This window comes from Flexivirga endophytica (assembly GCF_014640635.1).
Lineage (GTDB): Bacteria > Actinomycetota > Actinomycetes > Actinomycetales > Dermatophilaceae > Flexivirga > Flexivirga endophytica.
The window spans coordinates 517,838-544,492 of sequence record NZ_BMHI01000005.1; the positions used below are offsets into that span (position 1 = coordinate 517,838).

A 26,655-nucleotide genomic window follows, 5' to 3' on the forward strand; every position below is an offset into this window, starting at 1 on the left:
CTGATGGTGGTTTTCACCTTCGGGCTGACCTGGATTACCCGCCGGGCCACGGGAAGTGTTCGATCGACTCTAGTGCGTGCTGGGGTTACCGCTAGGGCAGTTCGACGACCTGCGCGGCATACACCAGGCCGGCCCCGAAACCGATCTCGAGCGCCAGGCCACCGTGCGGCACCTCGCCCTCACGCAGCATGCGCTCGGTGGCCAGCGGGATCGAGGCCGCGGAGGTGTTGCCGGTTTCGGCGATGTCGCGGGCGACCGGGATGTCCGCGGGCAGTTTCAGCTGCTTGATCATTGCGTCGATGATCCGCATGTTGGCCTGATGCGGGATGAACGCGTCGAGGTCGGCCGCGGTGATGCCGGCCTTGTCGAGGGCCTCTTGCGCGATCGGCGCCATACCCCAGACGGCCCAGCGGAAGACAGACTGGCCCGCCATCTGCATGGTCGATGCCTCGGCGATGTTGGCGACCTCGAACGTGCTGTAGTCGGGCTCCTCGCCGGTGGCTTCGACGTGTTCCCAGATGCGGCGGATGTCGTCCCAGCCGACGCGCTGCTGGATGGTCGACCACTTGTCGCCCTCCGAGCCCCAGACGGTCGGGCCGATGCGCGGGACGTCCGAGGGACCGACCACTGCGGCTCCGGCGCCGTCGGCCAGGATGAACGACGTGCCGCGGTCGTGGCGATAGGTCCACTGCGACAGCTTCTCGACACCGATGACCAGGACGTTGTCGGCGCTGCCGGCGCGCACCATGTCGCTCGCGACCGAGATCGCGTAGCAATAGCCCGCGCAGGCCGCCGAGATGTCGAACGCCGGCACGTTGCCGGTGCCGAGGCGCGTCGCGAGCAACGGTGCGGCGGCAGGTGTCTGGAACGGGTGGCTGATCGTCGCCATCACGATGGCGTCGACCTGCCCGGCGGTGATGCCGGCCATCTCGAGGGCGGGCAGCGCCGCCTGCTCGGCCATGTCGACCACGGACTCGTCCTCGCGGGCGAAGCGCCGCGTCTTGATGCCGGAGCGCTCCTGGATCCATTGGTCCGAGGAGTCGATCCAGGTGCACACCTCTTCATTGGTGACCACGCGCTCGGGACGGTAGCCGCCGACGCCGAGGATGCGCGAGTGGCGATTGCCGGGCGTCGTGGTGATGGTGCCGGTGTGCTTCGGCTGGACGGTCATGGATCAGCTCCCTTGGGACGTGCCGGGTGATGTCAGTGGTGGCGTGCTCGTGGATCAGCCGGCGTGCTCCCCGATCAGTTCACGTGCCTTGTCGAGGTCGTCGGGGGTCTTCAGCGCCACGGTCGCCACTCCGCGCATACCGCGTTTGGCCAGACCGACCAGGGTGCCCGCGGGGCACACCTCGATCAGGCCGGTGACGCCGAGGTCGAGCATGGTCTGCATCGTCGTGTCCCAACGGACCGGACCGGCGACCTGGCTCACCAGCCGGTCGAGGAAGTCCTTGCCATCGGTGACGGCTGCGCCGTCCCGGTTGGACAGCAGCCGCACCGTCGGGTCCTGGGTGGTCAGCTGGCCCGCCTCGGCGCGCAGTGCCTCGACCGCCGGCGCCATGTGCTCGGTGTGGAACGCCCCCGCCACCTGCAGCGGTATGACGCGAGCCTTCGCCGGCGGTGTCTCCTGCAGCGCGGCCAGTTGTTCCAGGGTCCCGGCCGCGACGATCTGGCCGGCGCCGTTGCGGTTGGCCGGGGTCAAGCCGTGCGTCTCCAGCGCGGCCACCACGTCCTCCTCGGCACCACCGAGCACTGCGGCCATGCCGGTCGGGGTTGCTGCGGCGGCGCGCGCCATACCGAGCCCGCGTTCGCGGACGAAGCGCATCGCGTCGGCCTCGCTGAGGACTCCGGCTGCAGCGGCGGCGGTGATCTCACCGACCGAGTGGCCGGCGAGCACGCCGGCCCGGTCCGCCACGGGCGCCCCGTCCAGCAGCACGCGCAGGGTGGCGAGTCCGGCGGCCACGATGAGCGGCTGGGCGACTGCGGTGTCCTTGATGGTCTCCGCGTCGGACGTGGTGCCGTGGGCGACCAGGTCCGTGTCGGCGACCTGCGAGAGGGTCCGCAGGTGGTCGGTGAACCCGGGGACCTCCGTCCAGGGCTCCAGGAAGCCGGGGGTCTGCGAGCCCTGTCCAGGGCAGACGATCGCTAGCACAGGTCCACTCTGGCGGATCCGGCGACGGAATGTCGTCACCGATTCCGACGAAGCTGTTACCCAGGTTTTGGAGAGAACCTACAAATAGTGGTGTCTGGCTCTGACAGCTGGTTCAGATCCGGGACAGCGCGAGGGCGAGCCGCACGGTGAAGGCGTCCCGCTGATCGGTCAGGTCGAAGCCGGTCAGTTCGGCGATCCGCCCCAGGCGGTAGCGCACCGTGTTGGGGTGCACGAACAGCACCCGCGCGGTCGACTCCAGGCTGCCCTCGTCGAGGTAGGCGGCCACCGTGTCGCGCAGCGCGGACCGCTCCCGCAGGGGGCGGGTCACCTTGTCCACCAAGGCACGCCGGGCGCGCGTGTCACCGGTCAGCGCTCGTTCCGGGAGCAGCTCGCTGGCCGGGCACGGACGGGGCGCCTGCGGCCACGCCGGCGCGGAGGCGACGCCCGACATTGCTGCGCGGGCGCTGCGGCCTGCGGCATACAGATGGGGGACCTGGGGGCCGACGACGACGGCGCCCTCGCCCCACAGGTGTTGGAAGCGGGCAGCGACCGCGAGCCCGTCGTCGACGCCGCCGAGGATGGCGATCAGCAGGTTGCGCTGGACCGACCCGAGCGCGACCAGGCCCTCGTGGATCGCGTTGCGGCGCAACGTGTCCAGCGTGCCGGTGCCCGGCCCGGGCGGTGCGGCGCCGGCGATCACGATGACCCCGCGGACCTCGTCCCAGCCGAGCGCGGCCACCCGTGAACGAAGCGCTTCGTCGGCCTCGGCCCGCATCACGGCGTCGACCACCAGCGCCTCGAGGCGGGCGTCCCAGGCACCGCGTGACTCGGCGGCCTGCGCATAGACATGCGCTGCGGCGAACGCGATCTCGCGCGAGTAGGTCAGCACTGCCTCGCGCAGCTGGTGCTCGTCGCCGGCCGCCGCGAGTTGCGGCACACGCTCCTCGACGACGTCGATCGCGGTGCGGACCATCTGCAGCGTCTGCTGGAGCGCGATCGAGCGGGTCAGCTCACGCGGAGCGGTCGCGAAGACATCGATCGGCATCGGGGGACTGGCCTGCGGATCGCGGTACCAGGTGATGAAGGCGTTGATGCCGGCCTGGGCGACCAGCCCGACCCATGAGCGTTCGTCGGCGGGCAGCCGGCGGTACCACTCGTAGCTGCTCTCCAACCGGGCGATCGCCGCGGTGGACAACTGGTCCGCGCTGCGCTCGAGCCGGCGGGCGGTCGTGGTCGCCATACCCACAGCGTATTTGTATGACGTCACAGTGCGTCTCACCGCCGTCGCTATGACGCCACAGTGTGCTCCGCTGCCGGATGCTACTGGCCCGTACAGCGGGAGACGGCTCATCCGCAGCGGACGGGCGCGGCTTCCCGGATGAGCGCGAGGACGGCGTCCCGCACGCGGAACATCGTGCGTTGATCAGCGGCTTCGACATTGAGCCGCAGCAACGGTTCGGTGTTGCTGGAGCGGACGTTCAGCCACCACATCGACGCGCCGTCGTGGCACACGGTCAGCCCGTCGAGGCTGTCCTGGCTGACATGGGGGATGCGGCTCGCCCAGGACCGGATGCGCTGCGTGACTTCGTCGGCGTCGCTCACCCGCGAGTTGATCTCACCGGACGCGGCGTACGGCGAGTACTGCTCCACCAGACGCGACAGCGGATCGGGTTGGCCGCCGAGAGCGGCGATCACATGCAGCGCCGCGAGCATCCCGGTGTCGGCGAACCAGAAGTCGCGGAAGTAGTAGTGCCCGGAGTGCTCCCCGCCGAAGACCGCGTTATTCCGAGCCATCTCCGCCTTGATGAACGAATGGCCGACCCGAGTGCGGATCGGGTGGGCGCCGAGGTGGTCGATCAGGTCGGGTACAGCGCGCGAACAGATCAGGTTGTGCACCACATGCACCTCGTCGGCAGGGGTTCCGGACCCGGTCTCCTGGGCGATCTGCCGGGCGGCGATCAGCGCGGTGATCGCCGAGGGGGACACCGGAACGCCTCGCTCGTCGATGACGAAACACCGGTCCGCGTCGCCGTCGAACGCCAACCCGAGGTCGGCGTGTTCGTGTACCACTGCGGCCTGCAGGTCGAGCAGATTGGCCGGGTCCAACGGGTTCGCCGGGTGGTTGGGGAAGGTCCCGTCGAGTTCGAAGTACAGCGGAACGATCCGCAGCCGCGGGGCGGGCAGACCGGCGATGTCGCCGAACACGGCCGGGGCGGTCAGGCCGCTCATCCCGTTCCCGGCATCGACCACGACGGTCAGCGGTCGGATCCGGGTGAGTTCGACGAGGCGACGCAGGAAGGCCGCGTACTCGCAGAGCAGGTCGACGAGCTCGATGGGGGCGGTGGGCGTGCGCTGCGTGGGCTCGTGGTCCAGTTCGGCCTCGGCGAGTACGCGGATCTGGTCGAGGCCGGTGTCGATGCTGACGGGACGGGCGCCTGCTCGGCATACCTTGATGCCGTTGTAATCGGCGGGGTTGTGGCTGGCGGTGAACATCGCCCCGGGAGCGTTCAGGGCCCCGCTGGCGTAGTAGAGCTCGTCGGTCGAGCACAGCCCGATCAGGTCGACGACGACTCCGTGCGCCGTGACGCCGGTCGCGAAACCGTCCGCGAGGGCCGGCGAACTCGGGCGCATGTCGTGGCCGACGACGACCCGGTGCGCGCGTTCTGGCACCGCGACCACCTGCGCGAAGGCCGAGCCCAGCGCATACGTGGTGTCGGCGTTCAGTTGCTCTCCAACGATGCCTCGCACGTCGTACGCCTTGACAAGGTCGGCCAGCTGCCCGCTCATGACCGCGCCCCGGTCGCGCTCAGTCGTGCACCCACCACGGTGTTCGGTCGAGCCGCGGCCCGACCCTTGATGACGCCGGGCCGGGCGAGGTAGACCTCGCCCGGACCGACGACGGTGACCGGAGATTCGGTAGCCGGCAGGAAGCAGCATTGGCCCGGAGCAAGTTGCAGCTTCTGGTCGCTACCGGACAACCGGACGGGTGCCCCGAGAGCGAGTGCGATCCGTGGGGTTCCTTGCCCGGGGAGCATCACACCGGTGGCGCCGCCGCCGACGTGATGCAGCGCGAAATGCGTCTGCCACCGGACCGGCCAGGTCCGGGTGCGCCCGCTGCAGATCGGGGCCGGTGCCGTCGGTTGCCGTGCGGTGTCCACGATGCGCAGCAGCTCGGCGACATTCGTCGGCTTGCCGGTCAGTCCGGCACGGACCACGTTGTCGCTGTTGGCCTGTATCTCGACGGCGGTCCCGGACAGGTAAGCGTGCAGGACACCTGGCGAGAGATACATCAACGTCCCAGGAGTGAGCACCCGGTAGCGCATCATCAGCAGGACGACCAGACCGATGTCGTCCGGGTGCTGCCGTGCCGCCCGCTGCACGGCAAGCACTGCCGGGTCGTTGCCTTCGTGGCGCAAGGAGGTCACGGTGTCGGCACTCAGCTGCCGGCCCACCGCGTCCGGTAGCCGCAACAGCCGACCCAGCAGTGCCCGCATCGGATCCGGGTCGGTGGCCGATTGCCGGGTCAGGCTCGTCAGCAAGGGGATCCGGAGCGAGGTCAGCCGCTCCTGTAATTGCGGGAAGGGGCGCAGCCCCGCACACACCTCGAAGCGGGTCAACGCGAGCACGGCCTCCGGTTTGCCCCACAGATCCGGGTAGGTCGTTGAAGGCGCGCTCTGGACCTGTGTGGTGCTCGGGTGGCATTGGATCGACAAGGGGGCCTCGACGGCCAGGACCTTCAGGAGGAACGGCAAACGCGGCCCGAACCGGGATGCGCATGCCGGACCCATCGCCGCGACGGGATCGGACCGGATCACACCGTCCAACGTCCGGGTGGCCGAGACGCCCGGAAGCAGCAGCGTCGCCGACGCGATCGGGTGCGCCCCGATCCACAGCTCGGCTTCCGGCTGCTGAGTGGGATGGGGGCGGCCGGTCAGGCGTGCGAGCACGGTGTGCGACCCCCAGGGATAGTTGCGGACCTGCGGTGCCAGCCGATACATGGCGCGGTCTCCTTCCCGGCGGCTTCGAGCACGCCCGAGCGTCTGGTCTCGTGCGGCGACAGCTTGCCCGCGTCCTCACGCTGTTCCCATGGCCGGCGCCCGACGTTTCCGTGTACGCGGCGTGACTCGCCGGTGACAGTTGCGTGAAGACGTCGGAAAGCATCCCGAGACGACGAATACGCGCCGTTCCGCGGTGACTCGACCGCATCACTCGTCAGGCCGCAGCGGGGCAGGCCACTCCGCGGCCCGGATCCGGTGACGAACGACGAAGTAACGAAACGGCATCGGCACCGAGCGGTCACGGCTGCGCCCATGCCGTGGCCACGCGTCGATCAGGTGCCTGGTGGCTCACTTGTGCGACATCGGCGTCAAGTTGCACCTGGAGGAGGGGGACATGAACTATCGGTCCGAAGACGGTCGTGAGGCCTGGCCCTACCTGGCCGCTACGACGGTCAATGAGCGGCCGGCGAGTGGCGGCCCCGGGGACGTCGCTTCGGTCAGCTCCATCGGCCGCTCGGAAATCCCACCGCATCAACTCCATGTGCCAACGGTGCCGGACGTGTGCGTGATAGTTCCGACCCGCAACGAGAGCGCCAACGTCGCACCGCTGGTCGATCGATTGAGCAGCGGACTGGCCCATCTGACCGCGCAGGTCGTCTTCGTCGACGACAGCGCGGACGACACTCCCGAGCAGATCCGTCAGATCGTCGCCACCGCAACGATGCCGGTTCGTCTGATCCGTCGCGGTCCCGGCGAGCGCGCCGGAGGACTCGGCTCGGCGGTGGCCGCAGGGCTGGCCGCGGCGGTCGAAGCGGGCGCCACCTGGGCGGTGGTCATGGACGGCGACCTGCAACATCCACCGGAGGTCGTAGCGGATCTGGTCCGTGCCGGCGTCGCCGCGGATGCCGAACTGGTGGTCGCCAGCCGGTACCTCGACGGCGGCAGCACCGTCGGATTGGCCGACGCGGCCCGGGTCGCGGTGTCGGCGGGCGCGACCCGACTCACCAGGCTCGCCTTCCCACGGCGGATGTCCGCGTGCACCGACCCGATGAGCGGGTTCTTCGCGGTGCGCCTGGCGTCGCTTGACCTGGACCGGCTGCAGCCGCGCGGCTTCAAGGTCCTGCTGGAGATCATCGCCCGATCTCCCCGGATGCGGATCGCCGAAGTGCCCTTCACCTTCGGGTCACGAACCAGCGGGCAGTCGAAGGCAACGTGGCGCGAGGGCGTGCTGTTCGCGCGTCGTCTCATGAGTCTGCGTGTTGCCGGCTGTCTGGGTCGGTATGGCGGGAAGGTTGCCGCGTTGAGCGGCTTCGCCGCGGTCGGCGCCACCGGGATCGCGGTCAACACCATCGCGTTGTGGGCCGTGGTCACCATCGTCGGAGCACCACTGTTGCTCGCGGCGGTGACGGCCACGCAGCTTTCGACCGCGTGGAACTTCGTCCTGACCGACACCCTCGTCTTCCGCGGTCCCAAGTCCCGACCGTTCTGGCTACGTCTGGGCGGTTTCGCGCTGATCAACAATGCCGTCCTGCTGTTGCGCCTGCCACTGCTGTCGTGGCTCTCCTTCCATGCGGGCCTCCACTACCTGACCGCGAACGCAGTGACCCTGCTGGCCGCGTTCGCCGTCCGGTACCTCATCTCCGATCTGTTCCTATTTGCTACTGGGAGAACGATGTCCACCATCAACCGCACCCATGAGAGCCCGATCTCCACCTCACCTCAGCGACCTGGCGTCGACCGGGTCGCGGACGCCGACCCGATGCCATCGGCCGCGGTGCGCAACGGCCCGACCGATCTGGTCGTGGACCTGCGGCCCGCCGGTCCGCCGCCGGTGCGCGTCACCCAGGGGAGGCTGCGGTGGCGTTACGACATACACGGTCTGGTCACGGTCGGCTCGGTCAGCCGGCTGTCCGAGCTGGACTGCTTCGCCACTCCGGACGCCACCGGCCCGTTCGACATAGAAATCAGGGGTGGGTTCCTGAAGCGTCCACACGTGCGGTCCCGGGCGAGAGTCACGCAATACGCGGCTCCGGCGGTCTCCTACGAGGAGCACACGGCACGCCTCGGCACGGACTTCATGATCGAGATGTCGCCACGCATCAACGTCACCGTCGGACCGATGCTGGTCGCGTCGCCCCACGTGTTGTACACCAACGTGGTCGAAGCGTTGCTGCGGTTCGTGCTGGTGGCGCGGGGCCGGGTCCTGTTGCACTCGGCCTGCCTGGACCTGGACGGGCAGGGCGTGATGCTGTCGGCGCGCACCGACACCGGCAAGACCGGCACCGTGCTGCGGTTGCTGCGCGAGAGGGGCGGTGGCTTCCTGTCCGACGACATGACCATCCTCAGCGCCGACGGGACCGCCTGGAGCTTTCCAAAGCCGATGACGATCAGCCAGCACACGCTGCGAGCCGTCGAGGCAGGCGACCTGACCCGTGCCGAGTGGCGACGCCTGCGGCTGCAGAGCCGGTTGCACTCCAAGCAGGGACGAGGCATCGGCTGCCGGATGGGCGAATGGAACGTCCCGATCATGTGCCTGAACGCGCTGACCCAATTGGTTGTGCCACCACCGAAATACGGCGTGGAGCGGCTGGTGCCGTGCCGGCAGCAGGCGGCCGTCACGGTCGCTGAACTGTTCATCATCGAGCGCGGCCGGGCCGGTCTCGAATCGATCGGTGCCGAGGCCCTCATCGACGAGTTGATCGACAACACCGACGACGCCTATCAGTTCCCGCCGTTCCGGTACTTCGCACCGGCACTGGTCATCGACGGCGCCGACTACGAGCAATTGCGCGCCACGGAGCGCCGCATCCTCACGCAGGCGATGCGACGGGTGCGGGCTCGACGGCTGGTCAGCTCGGACTTCGACTGGGCCGACCGGATACCGGCCCTGACGGACTGCTGAGAGCAGGAGGCGGAGGAGATGATGGGCACCGGCCGACGGCGCGCTCTGCGCGCTGCGACGACCGTGATTGTCGCTGCGGTCCTGGCGCTCGTCGGGGCGGGCGCGGTCGGAGCCAGCCCGGCCGCTTCGCCGCTGAACGCCCACCTGTCGCGGGCGCCGTACCTGACCGACCTCGTCGGACTGGGTGTGGCCGTGAACTTCGCTACCGACCGATCCGCGACCAACGCGACGGTGACCTACGGCCCGGTCACGACCGCCGGCTGCACCCTCGCGACAACACTGGTGCCCAGCCGCAAGTCGGTCACGGTCGGGACCGTCAGCGAGTATCAGTGGACCGCCCACCTCAGCCTGCCGACGACCGGAACCTATTGCTACCGCGTCTTTCTCGACGGTACGGACCTCATGGCGGGTAACCCGTCACCGACCTTCGTCACCCAGCAGCAGCCGGGGGACACCTCACCATTCACCTTCGACGTGATGGGCGACTGGGGCATGGTCAATGCGGACGGAACCAACCCCGACGCGGCGAACGTGATGAGTCAGGTCGCGGCCAGCGGAGCACGCTTCATGGTCACTGTCGGTGACAACGGGTACCCGAGCGGCAACCAGGTCAACTACGGCGACCTGCAGCAGACGGGGGCCAGCACCAGTGCGATCTTCGGTCCCCGCTTCTGGACGGTCCCGAGCCCGAACACCCCGATCTTCACCGCTGCTGGGAACCACGGTCTGTCGGGCACCTCGCACACGGACCTGACCACGTGGACCCAGGACTCCGCCGTCGCCGGGTCGAACGGTCGCTACCAGGACGACGTCTACTGCTGTGTCAACGGCACGTTCTCGTCCCATTACGCCAGTGAGTGGTACGCCTTCACCGCGGGCGGCGCTCGCTTCTACGTGCTGGATGCCGCCTGGGGCGACACCAACAAGGGCACCGCCACGCCATACGCGAACGACGCAGCGGCCCACTGGGCACCCGGTGCTCCCGAGTATCAGTGGCTGCTGGCGGACCTCGCGTCACACCCCACCCAGCTCAAGTTCGCGTTCTTCCACTACCCCTTGTATGCCGACAACCTCACCCAGTCCTCGGACACTTACCTCAGCGGTCCGAACAATCTCGAGGGCGTGCTGGGCGCGCACGGCGTCCAGATGGTCTTCAACGGGCACGCGCACCTCTACCAGCGCAACCTGCCCAGCGCGCCGGGGATGCCGGTCAGCTACGTCACCGGCGGAGGTGGAGGCACTCTGGAGCCCGTCGGCCCGTGCAGTCCTGTCGACGCCTACGGCCGCGGTTGGTCGCCGACCAAATCGAGTGGGACCGCCTGCGGGGCCGCGACCCGCCCGGCATCGGGGACGCAGGTCTATCACTTCCTGAAGGTGACCGTCTCGGGGACGCAGGTCACGGTCGCGCCGACCGACTCGCTGGGGCGCACCTTCGACGTGCAGACCTATCAGTTCCCGCTCTCCGCCGGGCAACCGCCGGCCGGACCGGTGTTCGCCGACGATTTCGAGGCCGGGAACATGGGTGCCTGGAGCAGCTCCGCCGGGCTGATCGTCGAGAGTGACCTGGTCCACGCCGGTTCCCTTGCCGCGCGCGGCAACACCACGAACGGCGCCACCTACGCCAAGAAGTCCCTCCCGGGTCGGTACGCGGACGGTTACGGCCAGGTGTGGTTCGCGATCGTGTCCCAGCAGGCACAGGTCAACCTGCTGCGCCTGCGGGACGCGTCCGGGGCATCGCTCGCGTACGCGTACGTCACCGCGGGCGGGCACCTCGGCATACACAACGACAGCACCGGATCGTCGGTGACCAGCACCGTGACGGTCACACCCGGTTGGCACGCGCTCGAGGTCCGTCGCGCAGTCGACACGACGGCGGGCACAGCGACTGGACGGCTGGAGGTATGGCTGGACGGCGCGCCGGTCGCGTCGCTGTCCTCGGCAGCCGCGGACGTCGGCACGGCCCCGAACGCCGCGTTGCAGATCGGGGACACCCAGACGGGCCGCACGTATGACGTGGCGTTCGACGACGCGTCGTTCGCGCCGACGTGGATGGCGCCGAACGCGGTCGCAGCCTCGAATGCGCTGTCGTCGGATCTGCGCGCTGTCGCCCTGCGCCCGGGCGTCCGGTGACCGACCAGGCGGCGCGGGCCGCGCAGCTTCGGGCACGCGTTCCCCGTCCGCCGGCCCCGGTCCTCGCGGAGCAGTTGCGCCGAGGGTTGGCACCGGTCACCCGCCGGTGGCAGGAACTGCACCGACGGCCGCGGGCGAGCACCGTCGTCCTCGTCGTCGCCCTCGTCAGTGGTGCAGCGTTGCGCCTGGTCGGGCTCGGATCGGTCGGGCTCAACAGCGACGAGGCGGTGTATGCAGGACAGGGCGCCTCGTTGGCGGGGAACCCGCACTTCACACCTCTGTTCCCCATCGTCCGGGCGCATCCCCTGCTGGTGCAGATCCTCGTTTCGCCGCTGTACCGAAGCGGTGTACCGGACCAACCCGGTCGCTACGTGGCGGCCGCGTTCGGCGTGGGCACCATCGCACTGGTCCACGTCCTGGGCAGGACGCTCTACGACGCCCGGGTCGGCGCACTCGCCGCGTTGTTCCTGGCGGTGATGCCGTATCACGTGGTGATCAGTCGCCAGCTCATGCTCGACGGGCCGATGACGTTCTTCGCCACGGCATCCCTGACCACGTTCGCCGCCGCGGCTCGCCGCGGCGACGGGCGGCTGCTGCCCGCGGCCGGGATGCTGCTCGGCCTGGCGGCCCTGTGCAAGGAGCCCGCGGTCATCCTGCTCGGCGCCGGGTTCGCCTTCATCGCACTGGCCACGAGGCTGTGGCACCCCGTGCGCTACCCGATCGCCGCTGGCGCACTCACGATGACCCTCACCCTGACCTACCCGGTGCTGACGAGCCTGTCGGGCGGCGCTCGCGGCGGCCAGTCCTACCTGGTGTGGCAACTGTCCCGGCCTCCGAACCACTCACTGGGCTTTTACCCGGTGGTCGTCGGTGGCTCGATCGGATTGGTGCTCATCGCGGTGGCCGGTGCCGGACTGGTCCTGTTCCGCCGCAGGTTGAGCTGGCGCGAGACGCTCCTGCTGTGCTGGGTCGGGGTGCCGCTGCTCTACTTCGAGATCTGGCCGACGAAGGGTTTCGCCTACCTCGCGCCCCTGGCGCCGCCGGTCGCGGTGCTCGCCGCGGTCGCGCTGGCCCGGGTCGGTCGGGCAGGGCGTGTTCGCGCGGTCGGCGGCCGACTGCTGGCGATCGGGTGTGTCGCGACGCTGCTCGTGCCATCGATCGCGGGGATCGTGTCGCCGACGGCATCAGGGCTGGCCGGTGCCGGTGGACTTCCCGGCGGCCGGGAAGCGGGTCGCTGGATCGCCGGTCACACCGCACCCGGAACCCAGCTGATCACCATCGGGCCCTCGATGGCGAACGTCCTGCAGTTCTACGGTGGGCGGCGCGCCGACGGCCTGTCGGTCAGCCCCAACCCGTTGCACCGCAACCCGTCATACATCCCGATCCGTAACGCGGACCACGCGCTGCGCAGCGGGCAGTACCAGTACATCGTCTGGGACGGGTTCTCGGCTCGCAGATCCGCCCACTTCGCAGAGCGCGCAATGCAATTGGTGCGCCGCTTCCACGGCATACCGGTGTTGACCGAACGGTCTGCGGACGGACGACGGCTCGTCACGATCTACCGGGTGACGCCATGACCGGCGATGGCCGTACCCGCACGGTTGCGCGATCCGCGGCGGCGACGCTGATCTCGCTCGCCGCTGTCGTCATCCTTCCGGTGGCGCCGGGTAACGCGGTGGCAGCCGCCCGAAGCCGCACGCCGTTGCAGCACGTGGTCGTCATGACGCAGCAGGGGCACACGTTCGACAACTACCTGGGTACCCGTCCGGGCGCTGACGGTCTGCCCGCGGTGTGCCTGCCCGGCGCGACCCCGTCGTCCCCGTGCGTGGCGCCGTACCCGGTCGGCGGATCCCCGCACGCCGCGCTGCCAGCCACCGCATCCGGTCAACGCACGTCCGTGGCCGGGGGCCGGATGGATGGTTTCGTGCGAGCACAGGCACTGCACGGTTCGAGCGGGCGCGCCGCGATGGGGTACTACCCACCTGACCGGATGCCGATCCTGAACGGGCTCGCGGATCGTGGCGTCGTCTTCGACCGCTGGTTCGCCGCGGTGCCCGGTGGCAGCGTCGCCAACGACCTGTTCGCGGTGGCTGCAACCACGCCGGGTGCCGTCTCCACGGTTCCGGCACATGGATGGGGCGAGACACCGTTGATCTTCGACCGGCTGCGAGCGGCCAGCGTCACCTGGAAGGTGTATGTCGAGAACTACCAGGCAAATTCGACGATTCGAACAGTTGGCCCGGCAAATGAACGCGTGCAGGGGCAGGTCGCCCGGGTCCCGCTGCTGGCGGAGCAGCGATGGCTGGGGGAGCCGCTGCGTGGACACGTGGAGTCGCTGAGTCGCTACTACCGGGACCTGGCCGACGACGCGCTGCCGCAGGTCGCGTTCGTCGTCACGACCCAGCACACGGAGCGGCCACCGCAGAATCCCATCACCGGACAGGCAGTGGTGCGGGACGTCGCCAATGGCCTGCTGGGCAGCTCTGCGGCGCGTGACTCGGTGCTGTTCCTGACGTATGCCGACCCCGGCGGGTGGTACGACCACGTCGCACCGGTCGCTGCACGGGCCGGCGCCGACCGCGGACTTCGGGTGCCGACCGTGGCGATCAGCCCCTACCTGCGAGCCGGAACACTCGACCACACCACGCTGGACAGCGCTGCCGTCCTGAAGCTGATCGAGCAGAACTGGGGGCTGCCGCCGCTGACCGGCCGCGACCGCAACGCACCGAACCTGTTGAGCCGATTCACTTTCCGCGCTGCACCGGCCAGAACCGCGTTGGTGGGGGTCACCCCCACGAGTCCGGCTCCGCACATACCGGACCGGGCCGTGTTGTACGTCGGCTATCTGGCAGTGCTGCTCCTCGGAGCTGCGGGCGTCTCGGCCACCCTCTGGTACACCCGACGCGTTCCACGGGTCGAGGACAGCTCATGATCATCCGCGCCCGGCGGGCCTGGTCGCGCGCACACCGTGCCGTCGTCGTCTCCGTGGTCTCGATGCTGCTCGTGCCGACACTGGCGATGCCGATGTCGTCCGCCGCCGCGCCCGGCAGGTCGGGCACCGTCCAGCTGCAGACGGTTCCCGCAACACCGGGGGTGCGGCTGGACGTCGCGGGGACCATCGTGACCACCGGCGCTGCGGGCACCGCGAACGTCGCAGTGTCCGATCTGAACGGCGTCGCCCGCCGCGTCACCCTGGCCGGCTCCCGACTGAATGCCGACACCACCGTCCGTATGACGCACGTCCACCCTGCCCCGCACCTGACCTCACACGTCAGCCGGCTCTCCATCGGGCTGGCGCTGACCTCGACTCTGTCACTGCGGGTCGCCTCAGGTACATCCGGTGTGTCGCCCGGCCAGGTGCGCGCCATACGCCTGCACGCAGTCACCGGGACGGTGCACACCGCCGAGCCCGGGCAGACCGTCTCGCTCCTCGCCCGCCGAGCTGTGCTGCGGCACGGCTCGCTGGTGACCCAACGGGTGACCTGGGCCGCTGACCGGGTCATCACAACGAACCCGGTGACGGTCACCACCACCGGCCCGCGATTCGACCCTCTCGATCACCCGGTGTGGATCGTGTCGCTGGCACCGGTGGCCGGCACGGTCACCATTCGAACGGTGCCGAAGCTGGCCGGGGTGACGCTCGGGCTGGGATCGGTGACCGTCACCACCAGCCGAGCCGGCACCGTGACCGTCCCGGTGTCGGACCTCAACGTGACGCGCGCGCCACCGAAACTCCTTGACTCCGACACCACAGACCCGGCGCGGCGAGTCGTCCGGGTGATGGGCGCCACCACCACCGGGCCGCGGGTACCGAGACAACGGCACCTGCTGGTGGCGCTCGCCGTCTCCCGACCGGTCACGTTCCGGTTCGTCGACCCGCACGGAAAGACCATCCCCGCGGCACGGGTCCAACGGATGCAATTGAGCCAGAGCGGGCGGACGATCACCATCCGCCGGCCGCAGCTGGGCGAACCGGTCCTCCTGCCCTCCGTCGAGCCGCAGAAAGTACACGATCAGTGGCTGGCGAGGCGACTGCGCTACAGCGTGACCGGGGTCTGGATCGGCGGTGGGAACACGGTCTTCGCGGGGCGGCAGCGGGTCGATCCGGCGTACGCGCACTCGGGACGGGTCACGCTGTCGGTCTACGCGCTGACCGTCACGGTGCACGACGCACTGCTGGGTCGTCCGATCACCTCCCGCACCGTGCTCACGTACCCGTCCGGAAGACGCGACAGCGTCCGCGCCACGGCGCCCGCGCGGATCGAGGGGCTTCCTCGGGGGCTCTACCAGGTACATGTCGTCCAAGCCGCGTTCGGTGGCCGGTACCCGGTGCTCGTCTCCCGCAACACCGATGCCGACCTACGAGTGATCACCCGCGCGGACCTGGCGGTGCTGGGCACCTCGCTGCTGGTCGTCGCGGCAGCGATGGTGCTCATCGGCAAACACCTGAACAGACGCCGTCAGCGTCGAGCGCCCATGGAGGACCGGACATGACATTTCTCCGCACCGTGCGCGCGACGGCACCGACCCGGGCACGTGGCATCTTGGTCGTGCTGGCCGCGGCCGTGTTCCTGACGTTCCCACCAGCAACAGCCGCCGCGAGCATCCCGGCCGGGCGCGAGACCGTTCCCGTCTACGCGTACTTCTACCAATGGTTCAACCGCACGTCCTGGAACCGCGCGAAGGTCGACCACCCGATTGCCGGCGACTACTCCAGCGACGACCGCGCGGTGCTGCAGCGGCAGATCGCCCAGGCGCAGTCCGCAGGCCTGTCCGGATTCCTGACCTCCTGGAAGAGCACCCCGGTGCTCAACCGGCGTCTGCAGATGTTGTTGGACGAGGCCGGTCCGCGGCACTTCGACATCGGGGTGGTATACGAAGCGCTGGACTTCCAGGGACGTCCGCTACCGGTCGCCACCGTTCGCCACGACATGGTCGAGCTGGTGGACCGGTGGGGTCCGCAGCTGGACTCCCGGCGCTTCGGGCGGCCGGTCATCATCTGGACCGGGACACAGCACTACTCCGTCGCCGATGTCCGTGGGGTGCGCACCGCGCTCGGCGGACGGGCCGACCTCCTGGCGTCGGCCAAGAGCGCGGCCGAGTACCAGCGTCTCGCTCCGTATGTCGATGGCGACGCCTACTACTGGTCCTCGGCCAACCCGGGCACGACGTACACCCGAGGACGATTGGACGCCCTGGCCGCCGTGGTGCATGAGCACCACGGGATCTGGCTGGCACCGGCGCTCGCCGGTTTCGACGGGCGGACCCTCGGTCACACCCGCACGGTCCCTCGAGACCAGGGGCAGACGCTGATCCGGAGCCTGCAGGACTCCTTCGCCAGCCGGCCCGACGCGGTCGGTCTGATCAGCTGGAACGAGTGGTCGGAGAACACCTACATCGAGCCCGGACACCGATACGGGCGACAGGAACTCGACGCCCTGGCCGGCTATCTGCCGCACCGGCACGACGCGTCACCGGCGACCTCGACCGAGCGGCTGCGAAGTCCGCCCTGGACCGGGATGCAGGCGGCAGGCACGCTGACTGCCGCGACCCTCGTCCTCGGCGGACTCGTCATACACCGCTCGCGCGTCCGACGGCGGCAGTGACCACTGCGGCGGTGTATCGATAGGCCGACTCCCGTTTCACAGGCAGTTGCGCGACGATGAGGTATGGCGAAGATCATCACCACCAGTTGCGAGTGGTGCGGTGACATCGAGTTGGCCGCCGGGACGGCACAGCTCGACATCCCGGTACGCGCCAGAAACGACCCCACGATGCGATTCACCTGCCCGCGCTGCAACCGCACCGGTAGCCAGCGAGTACCCGAGCGGGTGGTGATGCTGTTGCTGCGTGCCGGCGTGCAGGTGGCCGTCGGGCCGGAGCAGGGGTCCGACAGCTTGCACCGACACGGCTGAGATCGATCGGGTCCACCACGAGAGACGGCCCGCAGCGGGTGTCACGGAACGGTTGTAAAACCGTCACCCACCAGCGGCGCCCGCTGTGTCCTACTGGATCTTGCGAGTCCGGTGGCCACCGGATGCGGTGCCATCGCATTCGATGTCGCGAGGCTCGTCGGTGCTGAAGTATGAGCTACGAGGTGAGGGCACGGCATGGCTGGATCGGCGAACGAGGACCGGGCCTTGGTGCTGCGAGTGTGGCACGGACCGACGTTTCGAGCCCGGGTGACCACGACCGACCCATCGGGTGTGGGGCAATCCGTGGTGCTCGCCAGCCCGGACGTGGTGATGACGTACGTGGGGGAGTGGCTAGCGCGCACCCAGCGGCCCGAACAACCGCCCGGCTCCAACGACGACACGCGTCCCATGCTGCCGCCGAGTGCCGGAAGACAGCGGCGGGTATGGCGAACGCCGCGGACATCATGATCTGCGGCGACGTTGGCGCTCGCGGGCGAGTTCGGCGACCAGCGCCTGGAAGCTGCTGTCCGGGGCCAGTCCGACCTCGGCGATGCTGCGCCTGCGGAACCGTTCATAGGCGTGCCACGCCTCGACCCGGTTGCCGGCGGCCAGATGGATCCGCACCAGCAAGCGGTGTGCGCTCTCCCGCAACGGTTCTCGGTGAATCGATGCGTTGGCCGCTGCCAGGGCTGCAGCGACGTCGCCGGCGGACAGCAGCCGCTCGGCGAGGGTCTCCGAAGCACTGATCAACTGCTGCTGCAGTTGTTCGCGCTCGAACAGCACCCAGTCGTCGTACCAACCCGGGAGCAGTTCTCCGACGCGACCCAGCCTCCGGGCCAGCGCCGCCGGATCCTCCGCCTCGTACGCGGTCTCAGCCGCTGCGAGCACGTCCACGAGGTCCACGCGCACGGTGGTGGCCAACCGCAACGCTTGGGACATCGGCGTGAGCAGCCCGGGGGCGGTCTTGCGCAGCCGGCTCGTCGTGGTGCGGAGGTTCGAGAGCGCGTGCTCGTCTGACGACTCGGGCCACAATCCGGCCGCCACGACCAGACGGGGCGAGTCCTCGTGCAGTGCGAGATAGGCGACCAGCCGTTGGGCAGCGCCGGACACGCTGACCGTCTGGTTGCACCGGCTCAGCCGGTAGCCGCCGATCAGTTGGACGTGCCACTCGTTCGGGTTTCCGGGAGGAGAAGTCCTAACCGGATTCTGTGCGTTGTTCGTTTCACACCTCCCCGGATGTAATCGTCCAGTTTAACGAGAGGCGCTGGGCGGGCTCGATATTTCGCACTGGTGGGTGTGATCCGCACAATTGTGCGCTGCTGACGAATGGCCCGCACAGGCACCGTCAATGACGGTGCACCCCCGCCTGCGACAGGCGTTCACCCGGTGGTCAGGTGCTGTGTGCCTGCCGGGCGTTTCGGGGTCGCTCCGCTGCGCTGGGGTGGACCTCGGCATCGTGCGTCGGAGCGATCTCGAGGACACCAGATGACGATCACCCACCTGCTGGATCGGACGGAGCGGGCGCGATCGGGCGCCGGTCCGATGGTCGTCGGACACCGCGGAGCGTGCGGCTACCGACCGGAGCACACCCTGGCGTCATATGAGCTGGCGGCGCGGATGGGTGCCGATTCGCTCGAGCCGGATCTGGTGGCGTCCCGTGACCACGTGCTGATCTGCCGACACGATCTGGAATTGTCCCGGACGACCGACGTGGCGGACCGGCCGGAGTTCGCCGATCGCCGGGCCACACGGGCGGTCGACGGCAACACCGAGACCGGTTGGTTCGTCAGTGATTTCACCGTCGCGGAGTTGAAGACCCTGTGGGCGAGGGAGCGTTTCGCGAGCCTGCGGCAGCCGAACACGATCTACGAGGGCCGGCTGCGCATCGCGACGTTCGATGAGTTGCTGGCGCTGCGCGCGCGGCTGTCCGCAGAACTCGGCAGGTCCGTCGGTCTCAGCCCGGAGCTGAAGAGCCCCGAGCTACATCGCAGCCTCGGCCTGGACCTCGAGGCACCTCTCGTGCGGGCATTGCGCGAGGCGGATCTCGACCGCCCGGACGCGCCTGTCTTCGTGCAGACCTTCGAGCCGCGCAGCCTGCTGCGACTGCGCAAGGAGCACGGGCTGAGCGCGCCGACCATCATGCTCACGGAGGCCAGCGGTGGTCCCGCAGACCTCACGGGAGTGGGCAGCGGCACCACGTATGCCGACCTGACGACACCGGCCATGCTCGACAAGCTGGCACCCTGGCTCACCGGGATCGGCCCGGCCAAGGACCAGGTGATCCCGCGCCGCGCCGACGGGTCGCTGGGCGGTCCCTCCCGGCTGGTCCGCGATGCGCATGCTCTCGGCCTCCGGGTGCACGTGTGGACCTTCCGCGCCGAGAACGCCTTCCTGCCGACCGGACACCGGTCGAGTGGCGGCGACGCCGACTTCGGCCACGTCCTGGACGAGATGCGGATCTTCCTGCAGGCCGGGGTCGACGCGTTGATCACCGACCACGTCGACCTGGCCGCTCTCGCACGGTCCGAGATCTTCCAATGAACACCGGCGCAGTTCGGCCCCTCGGTGACACGTCACCGAGGGGCCGAACTGCGTCAGGTGGGTCGTCCGGTCAGGACTCTCCGCCGGCGTTGCCGCTGCTGCCGGCCTGCGGGTTGAGCAGGTCGTACTTCTTGGCGGCATCGAGGGCGGCCTGCGGGTCGATCTCGCCGCGGGAAGCCAGCTCCTGCAGTGTGCGCACCACGAGTGACGGGCCGTCGATGTGGAAGACCCGTCGGGCCGCTGCGCGCGTGTCGCTGAAGCCGAACCCGTCGGCGCCGAGCGCGACGTAGTCGCCGGGGACCCAGGGGCGGATCTGCTCCTGCACCGACCGCATCCAGTCGGACACGGCCAGCACCGGGCCGGGACGTCCCTGCAGCTGCTGCGTCACGAACGGCACCTGCTGCTCCGCCTCGGGGTGCAGGAACCGCAGCCGGTCAGACTCCTCGCCGTCGCGGCGCATTTCGTTCCAGGAGGTCACCGACCACACATCGGCCAGCACGCCCCAGTCGTCGTTGAGCAGCTGCTGTGCCTCCAGCGCCCACGGCACACCCACACCGGACGCGAGCAGCTGCGCACGGGGAGCGTTCCCCGCGTCGTCAGCCGCCGCCTCGGCGATCAGGTGCATGCCGCGCAGGATGCCGTCGACGTCGACATTGTCCGGCTCGACGGGCTGCTGCATCGGCTCGTTGTAGACGGTCATGTAGTAGAAGACGTCCTCCGGCTTGTCACCGAACATCCGCCGCAGACCGTCCTGCATGATGTGCGCGATCTCGTAGCCGTAGGCCGGATCGTAAGCAACCACGGCCGGGTTCGTCGCCGCGAGCATGTGCGAGTGACCGTCGGCGTGCTGTAGGCCCTCGCCGGTCAGCGTGGTGCGGCCCGCGGTGGCGCCGATCAGGAACCCGCGCGTCATCTGGTCGGCGGCCGCCCAGATGAAGTCGCCGGTCCGCTGGAAGCCGAACATCGAGTAGAAGATGTAGATCGGCACCATCGGCACACCGTGCGTCGCGTATGACGTGCCGGCCGCTGTGAAGGCCGCGACCGAGCCGCTCTCGTTGATGCCGAGGTGCAGGATCTGCCCGTTCGTGGCTTCCTTGTAGGCGAGCATCAGCTCGGCGTCGACCGAGGTGTAGTGCTGGCCGTGCGGGTTGTAGATCTTGGACGTCGGGAAGAACGAGTCCATGCCGAAGGTGCGCGCCTCGTCCGGAATGATCGGCACGACGTGCTTGCCGAACTCCTTGTCGCGCATCACATCCTTGAGGATGCGCACGAACGCCATCGTCGTCGCGACCTCTTGTTTGCCGGAGCCCTTCTTGCCGGCTGAATACGCCTTGTCATCAGGGAGTTTCAGCGCACTGGAGGTGCGTCGTCGGTCCGGCACGGCGCCCCCGAGTTTGGTGCGGCGCTCGCGGAGGTACTGGATCGACGGGTCGTCCTCGCCCGGGTGGTAGTAGGGCGGCAGGTAGGGGTTGTCCTCCAGCACCGCGTCGCTGATCGGGATCCGCAGCGAGTCGCGGAAGTCCTTCAGGTCCTGCAAGGTCAGCTTCTTCATCTGGTGCGTGGCGTTGCGCCCGGCGAAGTGCGTGCCCAGGCTGTAGCCCTTGATGGTCTTGGCCAGGATCACCGTCGGCTGGCCGTTGTGCTGGACCGCGGCGCGGTAGGCGGCATACACCTTGCGGTAGTCGTGCCCGCCGCGCTTGAGCTTCCACCAGACGTCCTCGTCGGACCAGTCCTTGACGAGGGCACGGGTGCGCGGGTCGCGACCGAAGAAGTGCTCGCGGACGTAGGCGCCGTCGTTGGCACGGAAGGTCTGGTAGTCGCCGTCGGGTGTGTTGTTCATCAGGTTGACGAGCGCGCCGTCGCGGTCGGCTGCCAGCAGTGGGTCCCAGCCACGTCCCCAGATGCACTTGATGACGTTCCAGCCGGCACCCCGGAAGAAGCTCTCGAGCTCCTGGATGATCTTGCCGTTGCCGCGCACCGGGCCGTCGAGCCGCTGCAGGTTGCAGTTGATGACGAACGTCAGGTTGTCGAGCTCTTCGTTGGCCGCCAGTTGCAGCAGGCCGCGCGACTCCGGCTCGTCCATCTCACCGTCGCCGAGGAACGCCCAGACGTGCTGCTGACTGGTGTCCTTGAGGCCGCGTCCCTGGAGGTACTTGTTGAACTGCGCCTGGTAGATCGCGTTCATCGGGCCGATGCCCATGGAGACCGTCGGGAACTCCCAGAAGCCGGGCATGTTGCGCGGGTGGGGGTATGACGGCAGCCCCATCCGCTGACCCTGCACGACGTGCGAGTGCTCCTGGCGGAAGCCGTCGAGCTGGTCCTCGGACAACCGGCCCTCGAGGAACGCGCGGGCGTAGATGCCGGGGGAGGCGTGACCCTGGATGAAGACCTGGTCGCCACCACCGGGGTGGTCCTTGCCGCGGAAGAAGTGGTTGAAGCCGACCTCGTAGAGGGTGGCGGCCGACGCATAGGTGGAGATGTGGCCACCCACTCCGACACCCGGACGCTGTGCGCGATGGACCATCATCGCGGCGTTCCAGCGCATCCAGGCGCGGTAGCGACGCTCGACCTCTTCGTCACCCGGGAACCAGGGCTCGGCCTCCGGGCTGATCGTGTTGATGTAGTCGGTCGCCGTCAGCGACGGCACACCGATCTGCTGCTCACGGGATCGCTCCAGCAGCTTGAGCATGATGTAGCGAGCGCGGGTCTGGCCGCCCTCGGCGATCATCCCGTCCAGGGAGTCCAACCACTCCTGGGTCTCCTCGGGGTCGATGTCGGGCAGTTGGCTGGGTATGCCATTGAGGATCGGTCCTGCGTCCTCGCGCGCCATGAGTGGCTCCTCTCATGCGGCTCGGTCTGTGTCCCTGTTGCGGTCGCGAGCTCCCTGCAACGGCGACACATCCCGAGCTTGTGCTTGTCTTGAACAACTTCCGTGCACGTGCCGCATGGTGCGCGACCGCGATGGTTGTTCTCGGGGTTTCCGGTTGATTCCATCTTCTACCCGGCCGGGCGGGCTGCTGATGGCGGTCTCGGCTACTGGTCAGTAGCGAGGAGTCGGGTCAAAGACTCAGAGACCCAACGGCGCGTGCCGGTGCATGTCCTTGTAGAGCAGGTAGCGGAACCGGCCCGGGCCGCCGGCGTAGCAGGCCTGCGGGCAGAACGCGCGCAACCACATGAAGTCGCCCTCCTGCACCTCGACCCAGTCCTTGTTGAGCAGGTAGACCGCCTTGCCCTCCAGGACGTAGAGACCGTGCTCCATCACGTGGGTCTCGGGGAACGGGATCGCACCGCCGGGCTCGAACGTGACGATGTTGACGTGCATGTCGTGCCGGACGTCGTCGGGGTCGGTGAAGCGCTGGGTGCACCAGCGGCCGTCGGTGTCCGGCATGGCGCCGAACTCGACGTCGGACTCGTGTGTGACGAACGACTCCGGGGCATCGATGCCGTCGACGGGCGTGTAGCGCTTGCGGATCCAGTGGAAGGTCGCCGTCGCGGCGGACTCGTTGTGCAGCGTCCACTGCGCGCCGGGAGTGAGGAAGACGTAGCTGCCGGCGCGCAACGCGTGCTCGGCGCCGGCCAGCTCCAGCCGAAGGTCGCCGTCGACCACGAAGAGGACCGCCTCGGCCTCCGCGTTGTTCTCCGGTCGGTCGGAGCCGCCGCCCGGGCCGACCTCGACGATGTACTGCGAGAACGTCTCGGCGAAGCCGGTCAGCGGACGTGCGATCGTCCACACCCGCGTCTCGTCCCAGAAGGGGAGCCGGTTGGTGGTGATGTCGCGCATGGTGCCGCGGGGGAGCACGGCATACGCGTCGGTGAAGACCGCGCGATCCGTGGTCAGCTCGGTCTGCGCGGGCAACCCGCCGCGCGGGGTGTAGTACTCGGTCATCGGTGGGCTCCTCGTCCTGGGGCTGTGCTATCGGGTTAGAGCGGTCAGCTCGGAAACCGTGAGACCGCAGTTGGATTCGACTTCATCAGCGCCGACGGCGCCGCAGTGCACACCGCGAAGCAGGGCGTCGGCGAGCATCTTGGCGGTGGCCGGCTCGTCCATGATGCTCACGCTGCGTTGGCGTTGCGAGTCGCGAGCTCCCTGCAACGCCAACGCATCGTGAGCATCATGCGCCTGTCCCGGATCAAAATCGACGACATCCCCGCCGGACGTCTGCTGCACGTATGCCGCCAGCCGCGCTGCGGCAGTGGGCAGCGCCCGCCGGAAGAAGAGGTAGTTGGCCAGGTAGCGGGAGACCAGGTGTCCGGGGTGCATGTCCCAGCCCTGGTAGATGCCGCGGATCAACGAACGGGTCACGAGGCCGCTGTGCAGCTGCCACGTCGCGTGCGCCGATGCGCGGTCGCCGAAGGCCACGACATTGGTCGAGCCGTCGCAGATCCGCGTGCCGGTCTGCGCAGCGGCGACCTGCATCACGGCCTTCGCGTGATCGGCGGCCGGGTGGTCCAGTGCCTGGTATGCCGCAGCGATCCCGACACCGGCGCTGTAGTCGAACGTGCCGTAGACCAACGCGCTCACCCGGCCGGGGGCCGCGTGCACCATCCGCGCCGCGGCGGCGGTGCCGTCGGCGGCCAGGATCGCCTGCGGGGTCTCGACCTGAATCTCGAAAGTCACACTGCCGGAGGGCAATTGGAGCTCCTGCTCCAGGGCGCCGCACGCAGTGTGCATCGCTGCGACCTGGTCGACGCTCGTCACCTTGGGCAACGTCAGGACATTGCCCTCGAGGAGGCCGGCCTGCGCCATACCGCTGAGATGGTCGACGAGCGTCCGCACGCCGCGAGCACGGGTCGGTGCCTCGAAAGACTTGAATCGCACACCGTGCCAGGTGGGCAACTCGTCGCTCGCCGCGAGCTCGCGGAAGGCCGACAGCACTCCGGCGAGGTGCTTGTCCTCGGTCTCGTCGGGGCGGACGCCGTAGCCGTCCTCGAAGTCGGCGCGCAGATCCTCGATCGGGTCCTGCTCGAGCTTGGCGACCAACCGGTCGTAGACGGCAGCGACGTCATCGACGGATTCGCCTGTGGCACGGGCGAGTTCGTCGGCATCCGGGGCGTAGGTCGCGAGCAGGTCACGGGCCGTGGCGGCGAACTGGCGGACATCACCAGCGGTGCAGCGATCGGCGGGCAGGTAGACGGTGTGGACCGGGAAACGTCCGGTCGGAGATCCTGGGTAACGCCTGCTGAGGTCGGCATCGGCGTCGGCCAGGGCGTCGTCGAGGCGATTGGTGAGTACGGTGCGGAAGTCGGGCACGGTGGCTCCTCTCGGTCCCAGTTCCATTATTCCGTATTATGGAGTGTAAATTCCATGTTGGCGAATGACAGGACTGTAGAGGAGTCGTCATGACACAGCAGACCCGCCCCGGTGGCGTGCAGTCCGTCGGGCGTGCGCTCGACATACTCGAGCTGATCGACCAGAGCGGCGGTGAGATGGCCCTGGTCGAGATGAGCGCGGCCTCGGGACTGCCGATGCCGACCATCCACCGACTGGTGCGCACGCTGGTGGACCGCAACTACCTTCGGCAGCTGCCCGACCGTCGCTACGCGCTGGGGTCTCGACTGATCCCACTGGGCAATGCGGCGCTGGACGCGTTCGGCTCGCGCAGCAGCTCGAAGCTGGCCGACGTGGTGCGCCGGTTGGGGGAGAGCGCCAATCTGGCGGCCCTCGACGGCGACATGCTCGTGTATGTCGGACAGGCGCCGTCCCCGCGCGCGATGCGGATGTTCACCCAGCTTGGCCAGCACGTCCACCCGCACTGCCGGGCGGCCGGCAAGGCGCTGCTGGCACAGCTCGACGACGACGCGGTCCGCGGCATCCTCGACCGGGTCGGCATGCCGAAGGTGACCGAAGCGACGATCACCGACCCCGACGAGTTCATCGAGCACCTGGCCCGCGTGCGCGAAGAGGGCGTGGCTCACGAATACGGCGAGATGGAGGACGGCGTCATCTGCCTGGCGCTGCCTGTCGTCGGTGGGGTGTCCCGGCTGGCGTTGTCCATCTCCGGGCCGGCGGCGCGGATGACCGACGCTCTGCAGGAGCGCGCCATACCCGTGATGCGGGAGGTCGCCGGCGAACTCGCGGTCCAGCTGGCCGGATGAGCGACGCGTCCGCCGGGAACTCTTGACAGCGCATCGACCCTGTCGCAGTATTTCTGTATGCGGAATCAAAATTCCACGCTACGAAATGCGTTGGAGGTGTTCGACACGGCGCCGGTCGAGGATGCGGTGCGCACGCTGCTGCCGTTGTGCGGCAGCCAGGAGTGGGCACGGACGCTGGCCGATCGTCGCCCGTATGGCGCCCTCGCCGCGCTGCTCGCCGCATCGGACGCGGTCTTTCCCGCGCTGCCCGAGTCCGAGGTCGCCGCAGCCCTGTCCGGCCATCCACGGATCGGCGAGCGGATGCGCGGTGAGGACACGGCAGCGCAGCTGTCGCGCTCCGAGCAGTCCGCGATGCAGTCGGCCGACGAGCAGGTCACCGCGCAGATCGTGCAGGGCAACCAGGACTACGAAGCACGCTTCGACCGCGTTTTCCTGATCCGGGCCGCCGGCCGGGCCCCCGCCGAGATCCTCGCCGAGTTGCGCCGCCGCCTCGACAACGACGATGCCGCGGAGGAGCGTGAAGTTCGCGAGCAATTGCGGCAGATCACCCGGCTCCGCCTGGAAGGAGCCTTCAGTTCATGAGCAGTCTCTCCACCCATGTTCTGGACGCCGTCAACGGACAGCCGGCCGCCGGCGTCCGGGTCACGGTGTTCTCCCAAGCCGGTGCCGGAAGCGATGGCGCGTCCATCGGATCCGGCACCACGGACGATGACGGCCGGGTGGCCGGACTGGTGCCCGACGGGCTCCAGCACGGCACCTACCGCATCGTCTTCGCCACCGGCAGCTTCTTCGAGCGTGCCGGGGTCCGGGCCTTCTATCCCGAGGTGGCGATCACCTTCGTCATAGACGAAGACCGGCACTATCACGTGCCGTTGCTACTGAGTCCGTTCGCGTTCTCCACCTATAGAGGGAGCTGATTTC

General features: G+C 68.8%; 20 protein-coding genes. 11 read left to right on the forward strand and 9 right to left on the reverse strand.

Going from position 1 to position 26,655, the window contains the following annotated elements; all coding sequences use genetic code 11:
* Positions 1 to 91: 91 nt before the first annotated feature.
* From IEX71_RS17770 to manA, 5 genes are all read right to left on the reverse strand, one after another.
* Positions 92 to 1,171: a beta-ketoacyl-ACP synthase III gene (locus IEX71_RS17770; RefSeq protein ID WP_188838362.1), complete on the reverse strand. Its 1,080-nt coding sequence runs from the start codon at positions 1,169 to 1,171 to the stop codon at positions 92 to 94.
* Positions 1,172 to 1,225: 54 nt separating this feature from the next.
* A complete protein-coding gene (locus tag IEX71_RS17775; protein WP_188838363.1) occupies positions 1,226 to 2,152 on the reverse strand; it encodes an ACP S-malonyltransferase in 927 nt (308 codons plus the stop codon).
* 112 nt (positions 2,153 to 2,264) lie between these two features.
* Entirely contained in the window at positions 2,265 to 3,392 is a 1,128-nt protein-coding gene (locus tag IEX71_RS17780; RefSeq protein ID WP_188838364.1) for a PucR family transcriptional regulator, read from the reverse strand.
* Positions 3,393 to 3,499: 107 nt separating this feature from the next.
* Entirely contained in the window at positions 3,500 to 4,939 is a 1,440-nt protein-coding gene (locus IEX71_RS17785; protein WP_188838365.1) for a phosphomannomutase/phosphoglucomutase, read from the reverse strand.
* Positions 4,936 to 6,150, reverse strand: a complete 1,215-nt coding sequence (manA, locus tag IEX71_RS17790) for a mannose-6-phosphate isomerase, class I (RefSeq protein ID WP_188838366.1) — start codon at positions 6,148 to 6,150, stop codon at positions 4,936 to 4,938. Before manA ends, IEX71_RS17785 begins: the two co-directional genes overlap by 4 nt.
* A 394-nt stretch (positions 6,151 to 6,544) precedes the next feature.
* On the opposite strand from manA, the gene IEX71_RS17795 reads away from it, so the two are divergent.
* From IEX71_RS17795 to IEX71_RS17825, 7 genes are all read left to right on the forward strand, one after another.
* Entirely contained in the window at positions 6,545 to 9,052 is a 2,508-nt protein-coding gene (locus IEX71_RS17795; protein ID WP_188838367.1) for a glycosyltransferase, read from the forward strand.
* 21 nt (positions 9,053 to 9,073) lie between these two features.
* On the forward strand, positions 9,074 to 11,182 hold the full coding sequence (locus tag IEX71_RS17800; protein WP_188838368.1) for a metallophosphoesterase family protein: 2,109 nt from the start codon (positions 9,074 to 9,076) through the stop codon (positions 11,180 to 11,182).
* Positions 11,179 to 12,759 (forward strand): ArnT family glycosyltransferase, encoded by a 1,581-nt coding sequence (locus tag IEX71_RS17805; protein ID WP_188838369.1) that lies wholly within the window; start codon positions 11,179 to 11,181, stop codon positions 12,757 to 12,759. The genes IEX71_RS17800 and IEX71_RS17805 overlap by 4 nt, the downstream gene beginning before the upstream one ends.
* Positions 12,756 to 14,114, forward strand: coding sequence for an alkaline phosphatase family protein (locus tag IEX71_RS17810; RefSeq protein ID WP_188838370.1), 1,359 nt, complete (start codon positions 12,756 to 12,758; stop codon positions 14,112 to 14,114). The genes IEX71_RS17805 and IEX71_RS17810 overlap by 4 nt, the downstream gene beginning before the upstream one ends.
* Positions 14,111 to 15,676, forward strand: a complete 1,566-nt coding sequence (locus IEX71_RS17815) for a hypothetical protein (protein WP_188838371.1) — start codon at positions 14,111 to 14,113, stop codon at positions 15,674 to 15,676. Before IEX71_RS17810 ends, IEX71_RS17815 begins: the two co-directional genes overlap by 4 nt.
* Positions 15,673 to 16,788: a glycoside hydrolase family 71/99 protein gene (locus IEX71_RS17820; protein WP_188838372.1), complete on the forward strand. Its 1,116-nt coding sequence runs from the start codon at positions 15,673 to 15,675 to the stop codon at positions 16,786 to 16,788. Before IEX71_RS17815 ends, IEX71_RS17820 begins: the two co-directional genes overlap by 4 nt.
* Before the next feature lie 63 nt (positions 16,789 to 16,851).
* Positions 16,852 to 17,097 carry a hypothetical protein gene (locus IEX71_RS17825; protein ID WP_188838373.1) on the forward strand — a complete coding sequence of 82 codons (246 nt, stop codon included), beginning with the start codon at positions 16,852 to 16,854 and terminating at the stop codon, positions 17,095 to 17,097.
* A gap of 462 nt (positions 17,098 to 17,559) precedes the next feature.
* Here IEX71_RS17825 and IEX71_RS17830 read toward each other — a convergent pair whose 3' ends face one another.
* Positions 17,560 to 18,207, reverse strand: coding sequence for an AfsR/SARP family transcriptional regulator (locus IEX71_RS17830; RefSeq protein WP_188838374.1), 648 nt, complete (start codon positions 18,205 to 18,207; stop codon positions 17,560 to 17,562).
* 375 nt (positions 18,208 to 18,582) lie between these two features.
* On the opposite strand from IEX71_RS17830, the gene IEX71_RS17835 reads away from it, so the two are divergent.
* Positions 18,583 to 19,638, forward strand: coding sequence for a glycerophosphodiester phosphodiesterase family protein (locus IEX71_RS17835; protein WP_188838375.1), 1,056 nt, complete (start codon positions 18,583 to 18,585; stop codon positions 19,636 to 19,638).
* Between the two features lie 70 nt (positions 19,639 to 19,708).
* Here IEX71_RS17835 and aceE read toward each other — a convergent pair whose 3' ends face one another.
* The 3 genes from aceE to IEX71_RS17850 form a co-directional block, all read right to left on the reverse strand.
* Positions 19,709 to 22,468 carry a pyruvate dehydrogenase (acetyl-transferring), homodimeric type gene (gene aceE, locus IEX71_RS17840; RefSeq protein ID WP_188838376.1) on the reverse strand — a complete coding sequence of 920 codons (2,760 nt, stop codon included), beginning with the start codon at positions 22,466 to 22,468 and terminating at the stop codon, positions 19,709 to 19,711.
* 237 nt (positions 22,469 to 22,705) lie between these two features.
* Entirely contained in the window at positions 22,706 to 23,524 is an 819-nt protein-coding gene (locus IEX71_RS17845; RefSeq protein WP_188838377.1) for a bifunctional allantoicase/(S)-ureidoglycine aminohydrolase, read from the reverse strand.
* Positions 23,525 to 23,551: 27 nt separating this feature from the next.
* A complete protein-coding gene (locus tag IEX71_RS17850) occupies positions 23,552 to 24,889 on the reverse strand; it encodes a DUF6986 family protein (protein WP_229749835.1) in 1,338 nt (445 codons plus the stop codon).
* Positions 24,890 to 24,978: 89 nt separating this feature from the next.
* Between IEX71_RS17850 and IEX71_RS17855 the strand changes: the two genes are divergently transcribed.
* Genes IEX71_RS17855 through uraH form a run of 3 tightly spaced genes read left to right on the forward strand, consistent with a single transcriptional unit; the run spans position 24,979 to position 26,651 of the window.
* The gene (locus tag IEX71_RS17855; RefSeq protein ID WP_188838379.1) at positions 24,979 to 25,734 is read left to right on the forward strand and encodes an IclR family transcriptional regulator; all 756 of its coding nucleotides are present in this window, start codon (positions 24,979 to 24,981) and stop codon (positions 25,732 to 25,734) included.
* Between the two features lie 57 nt (positions 25,735 to 25,791).
* The gene (gene uraD / locus IEX71_RS17860) at positions 25,792 to 26,316 is read left to right on the forward strand and encodes a 2-oxo-4-hydroxy-4-carboxy-5-ureidoimidazoline decarboxylase (protein ID WP_188838380.1); all 525 of its coding nucleotides are present in this window, start codon (positions 25,792 to 25,794) and stop codon (positions 26,314 to 26,316) included.
* Complete coding sequence (gene uraH / locus IEX71_RS17865; RefSeq protein ID WP_188838381.1) at positions 26,313 to 26,651, forward strand: hydroxyisourate hydrolase; 339 nt, start codon at positions 26,313 to 26,315, stop codon at positions 26,649 to 26,651. Before uraD ends, uraH begins: the two co-directional genes overlap by 4 nt.
* The last annotated feature ends 4 nt before the right edge of the window (positions 26,652 to 26,655 follow it).

Excerpts from the sequence above, each read along its gene's own strand:
- IEX71_RS17800 (WP_188838368.1), top strand. The coding sequence starts at position 9,074 with ATGGGCACCGGCCGACGGCGCGCTCTGCGCGCTGCGACGACCGTGATT.
- IEX71_RS17780 (WP_188838364.1), bottom strand. The coding sequence starts at position 3,392 with ATGGCGACCACGACCGCCCGCCGGCTCGAGCGCAGCGCGGACCAGTTG.
- IEX71_RS17855 (WP_188838379.1), top strand. The coding sequence starts at position 24,979 with ATGACACAGCAGACCCGCCCCGGTGGCGTGCAGTCCGTCGGGCGTGCG.
- aceE (WP_188838376.1), bottom strand. The coding sequence starts at position 22,468 with ATGGCGCGCGAGGACGCAGGACCGATCCTCAATGGCATACCCAGCCAA.
- IEX71_RS17770 (WP_188838362.1), bottom strand. The coding sequence starts at position 1,171 with ATGACCGTCCAGCCGAAGCACACCGGCACCATCACCACGACGCCCGGC.
- IEX71_RS17815 (WP_188838371.1), top strand. The coding sequence starts at position 14,111 with ATGATCATCCGCGCCCGGCGGGCCTGGTCGCGCGCACACCGTGCCGTC.
- manA (WP_188838366.1), bottom strand. The coding sequence starts at position 6,150 with ATGTATCGGCTGGCACCGCAGGTCCGCAACTATCCCTGGGGGTCGCAC.
- IEX71_RS17795 (WP_188838367.1), top strand. The coding sequence starts at position 6,545 with ATGAACTATCGGTCCGAAGACGGTCGTGAGGCCTGGCCCTACCTGGCC.
- IEX71_RS17835 (WP_188838375.1), top strand. The coding sequence starts at position 18,583 with ATGACGATCACCCACCTGCTGGATCGGACGGAGCGGGCGCGATCGGGC.
- IEX71_RS17845 (WP_188838377.1), bottom strand. The coding sequence starts at position 23,524 with ATGACCGAGTACTACACCCCGCGCGGCGGGTTGCCCGCGCAGACCGAG.
- IEX71_RS17785 (WP_188838365.1), bottom strand. The coding sequence starts at position 4,939 with ATGAGCGGGCAGCTGGCCGACCTTGTCAAGGCGTACGACGTGCGAGGC.
- uraD (WP_188838380.1), top strand. The coding sequence starts at position 25,792 with ATGCGGAATCAAAATTCCACGCTACGAAATGCGTTGGAGGTGTTCGAC.
- IEX71_RS17820 (WP_188838372.1), top strand. The coding sequence starts at position 15,673 with ATGACATTTCTCCGCACCGTGCGCGCGACGGCACCGACCCGGGCACGT.
- uraH (WP_188838381.1), top strand. The coding sequence starts at position 26,313 with ATGAGCAGTCTCTCCACCCATGTTCTGGACGCCGTCAACGGACAGCCG.
- IEX71_RS17810 (WP_188838370.1), top strand. The coding sequence starts at position 12,756 with ATGACCGGCGATGGCCGTACCCGCACGGTTGCGCGATCCGCGGCGGCG.
- IEX71_RS17825 (WP_188838373.1), top strand. The coding sequence starts at position 16,852 with ATGGCGAAGATCATCACCACCAGTTGCGAGTGGTGCGGTGACATCGAG.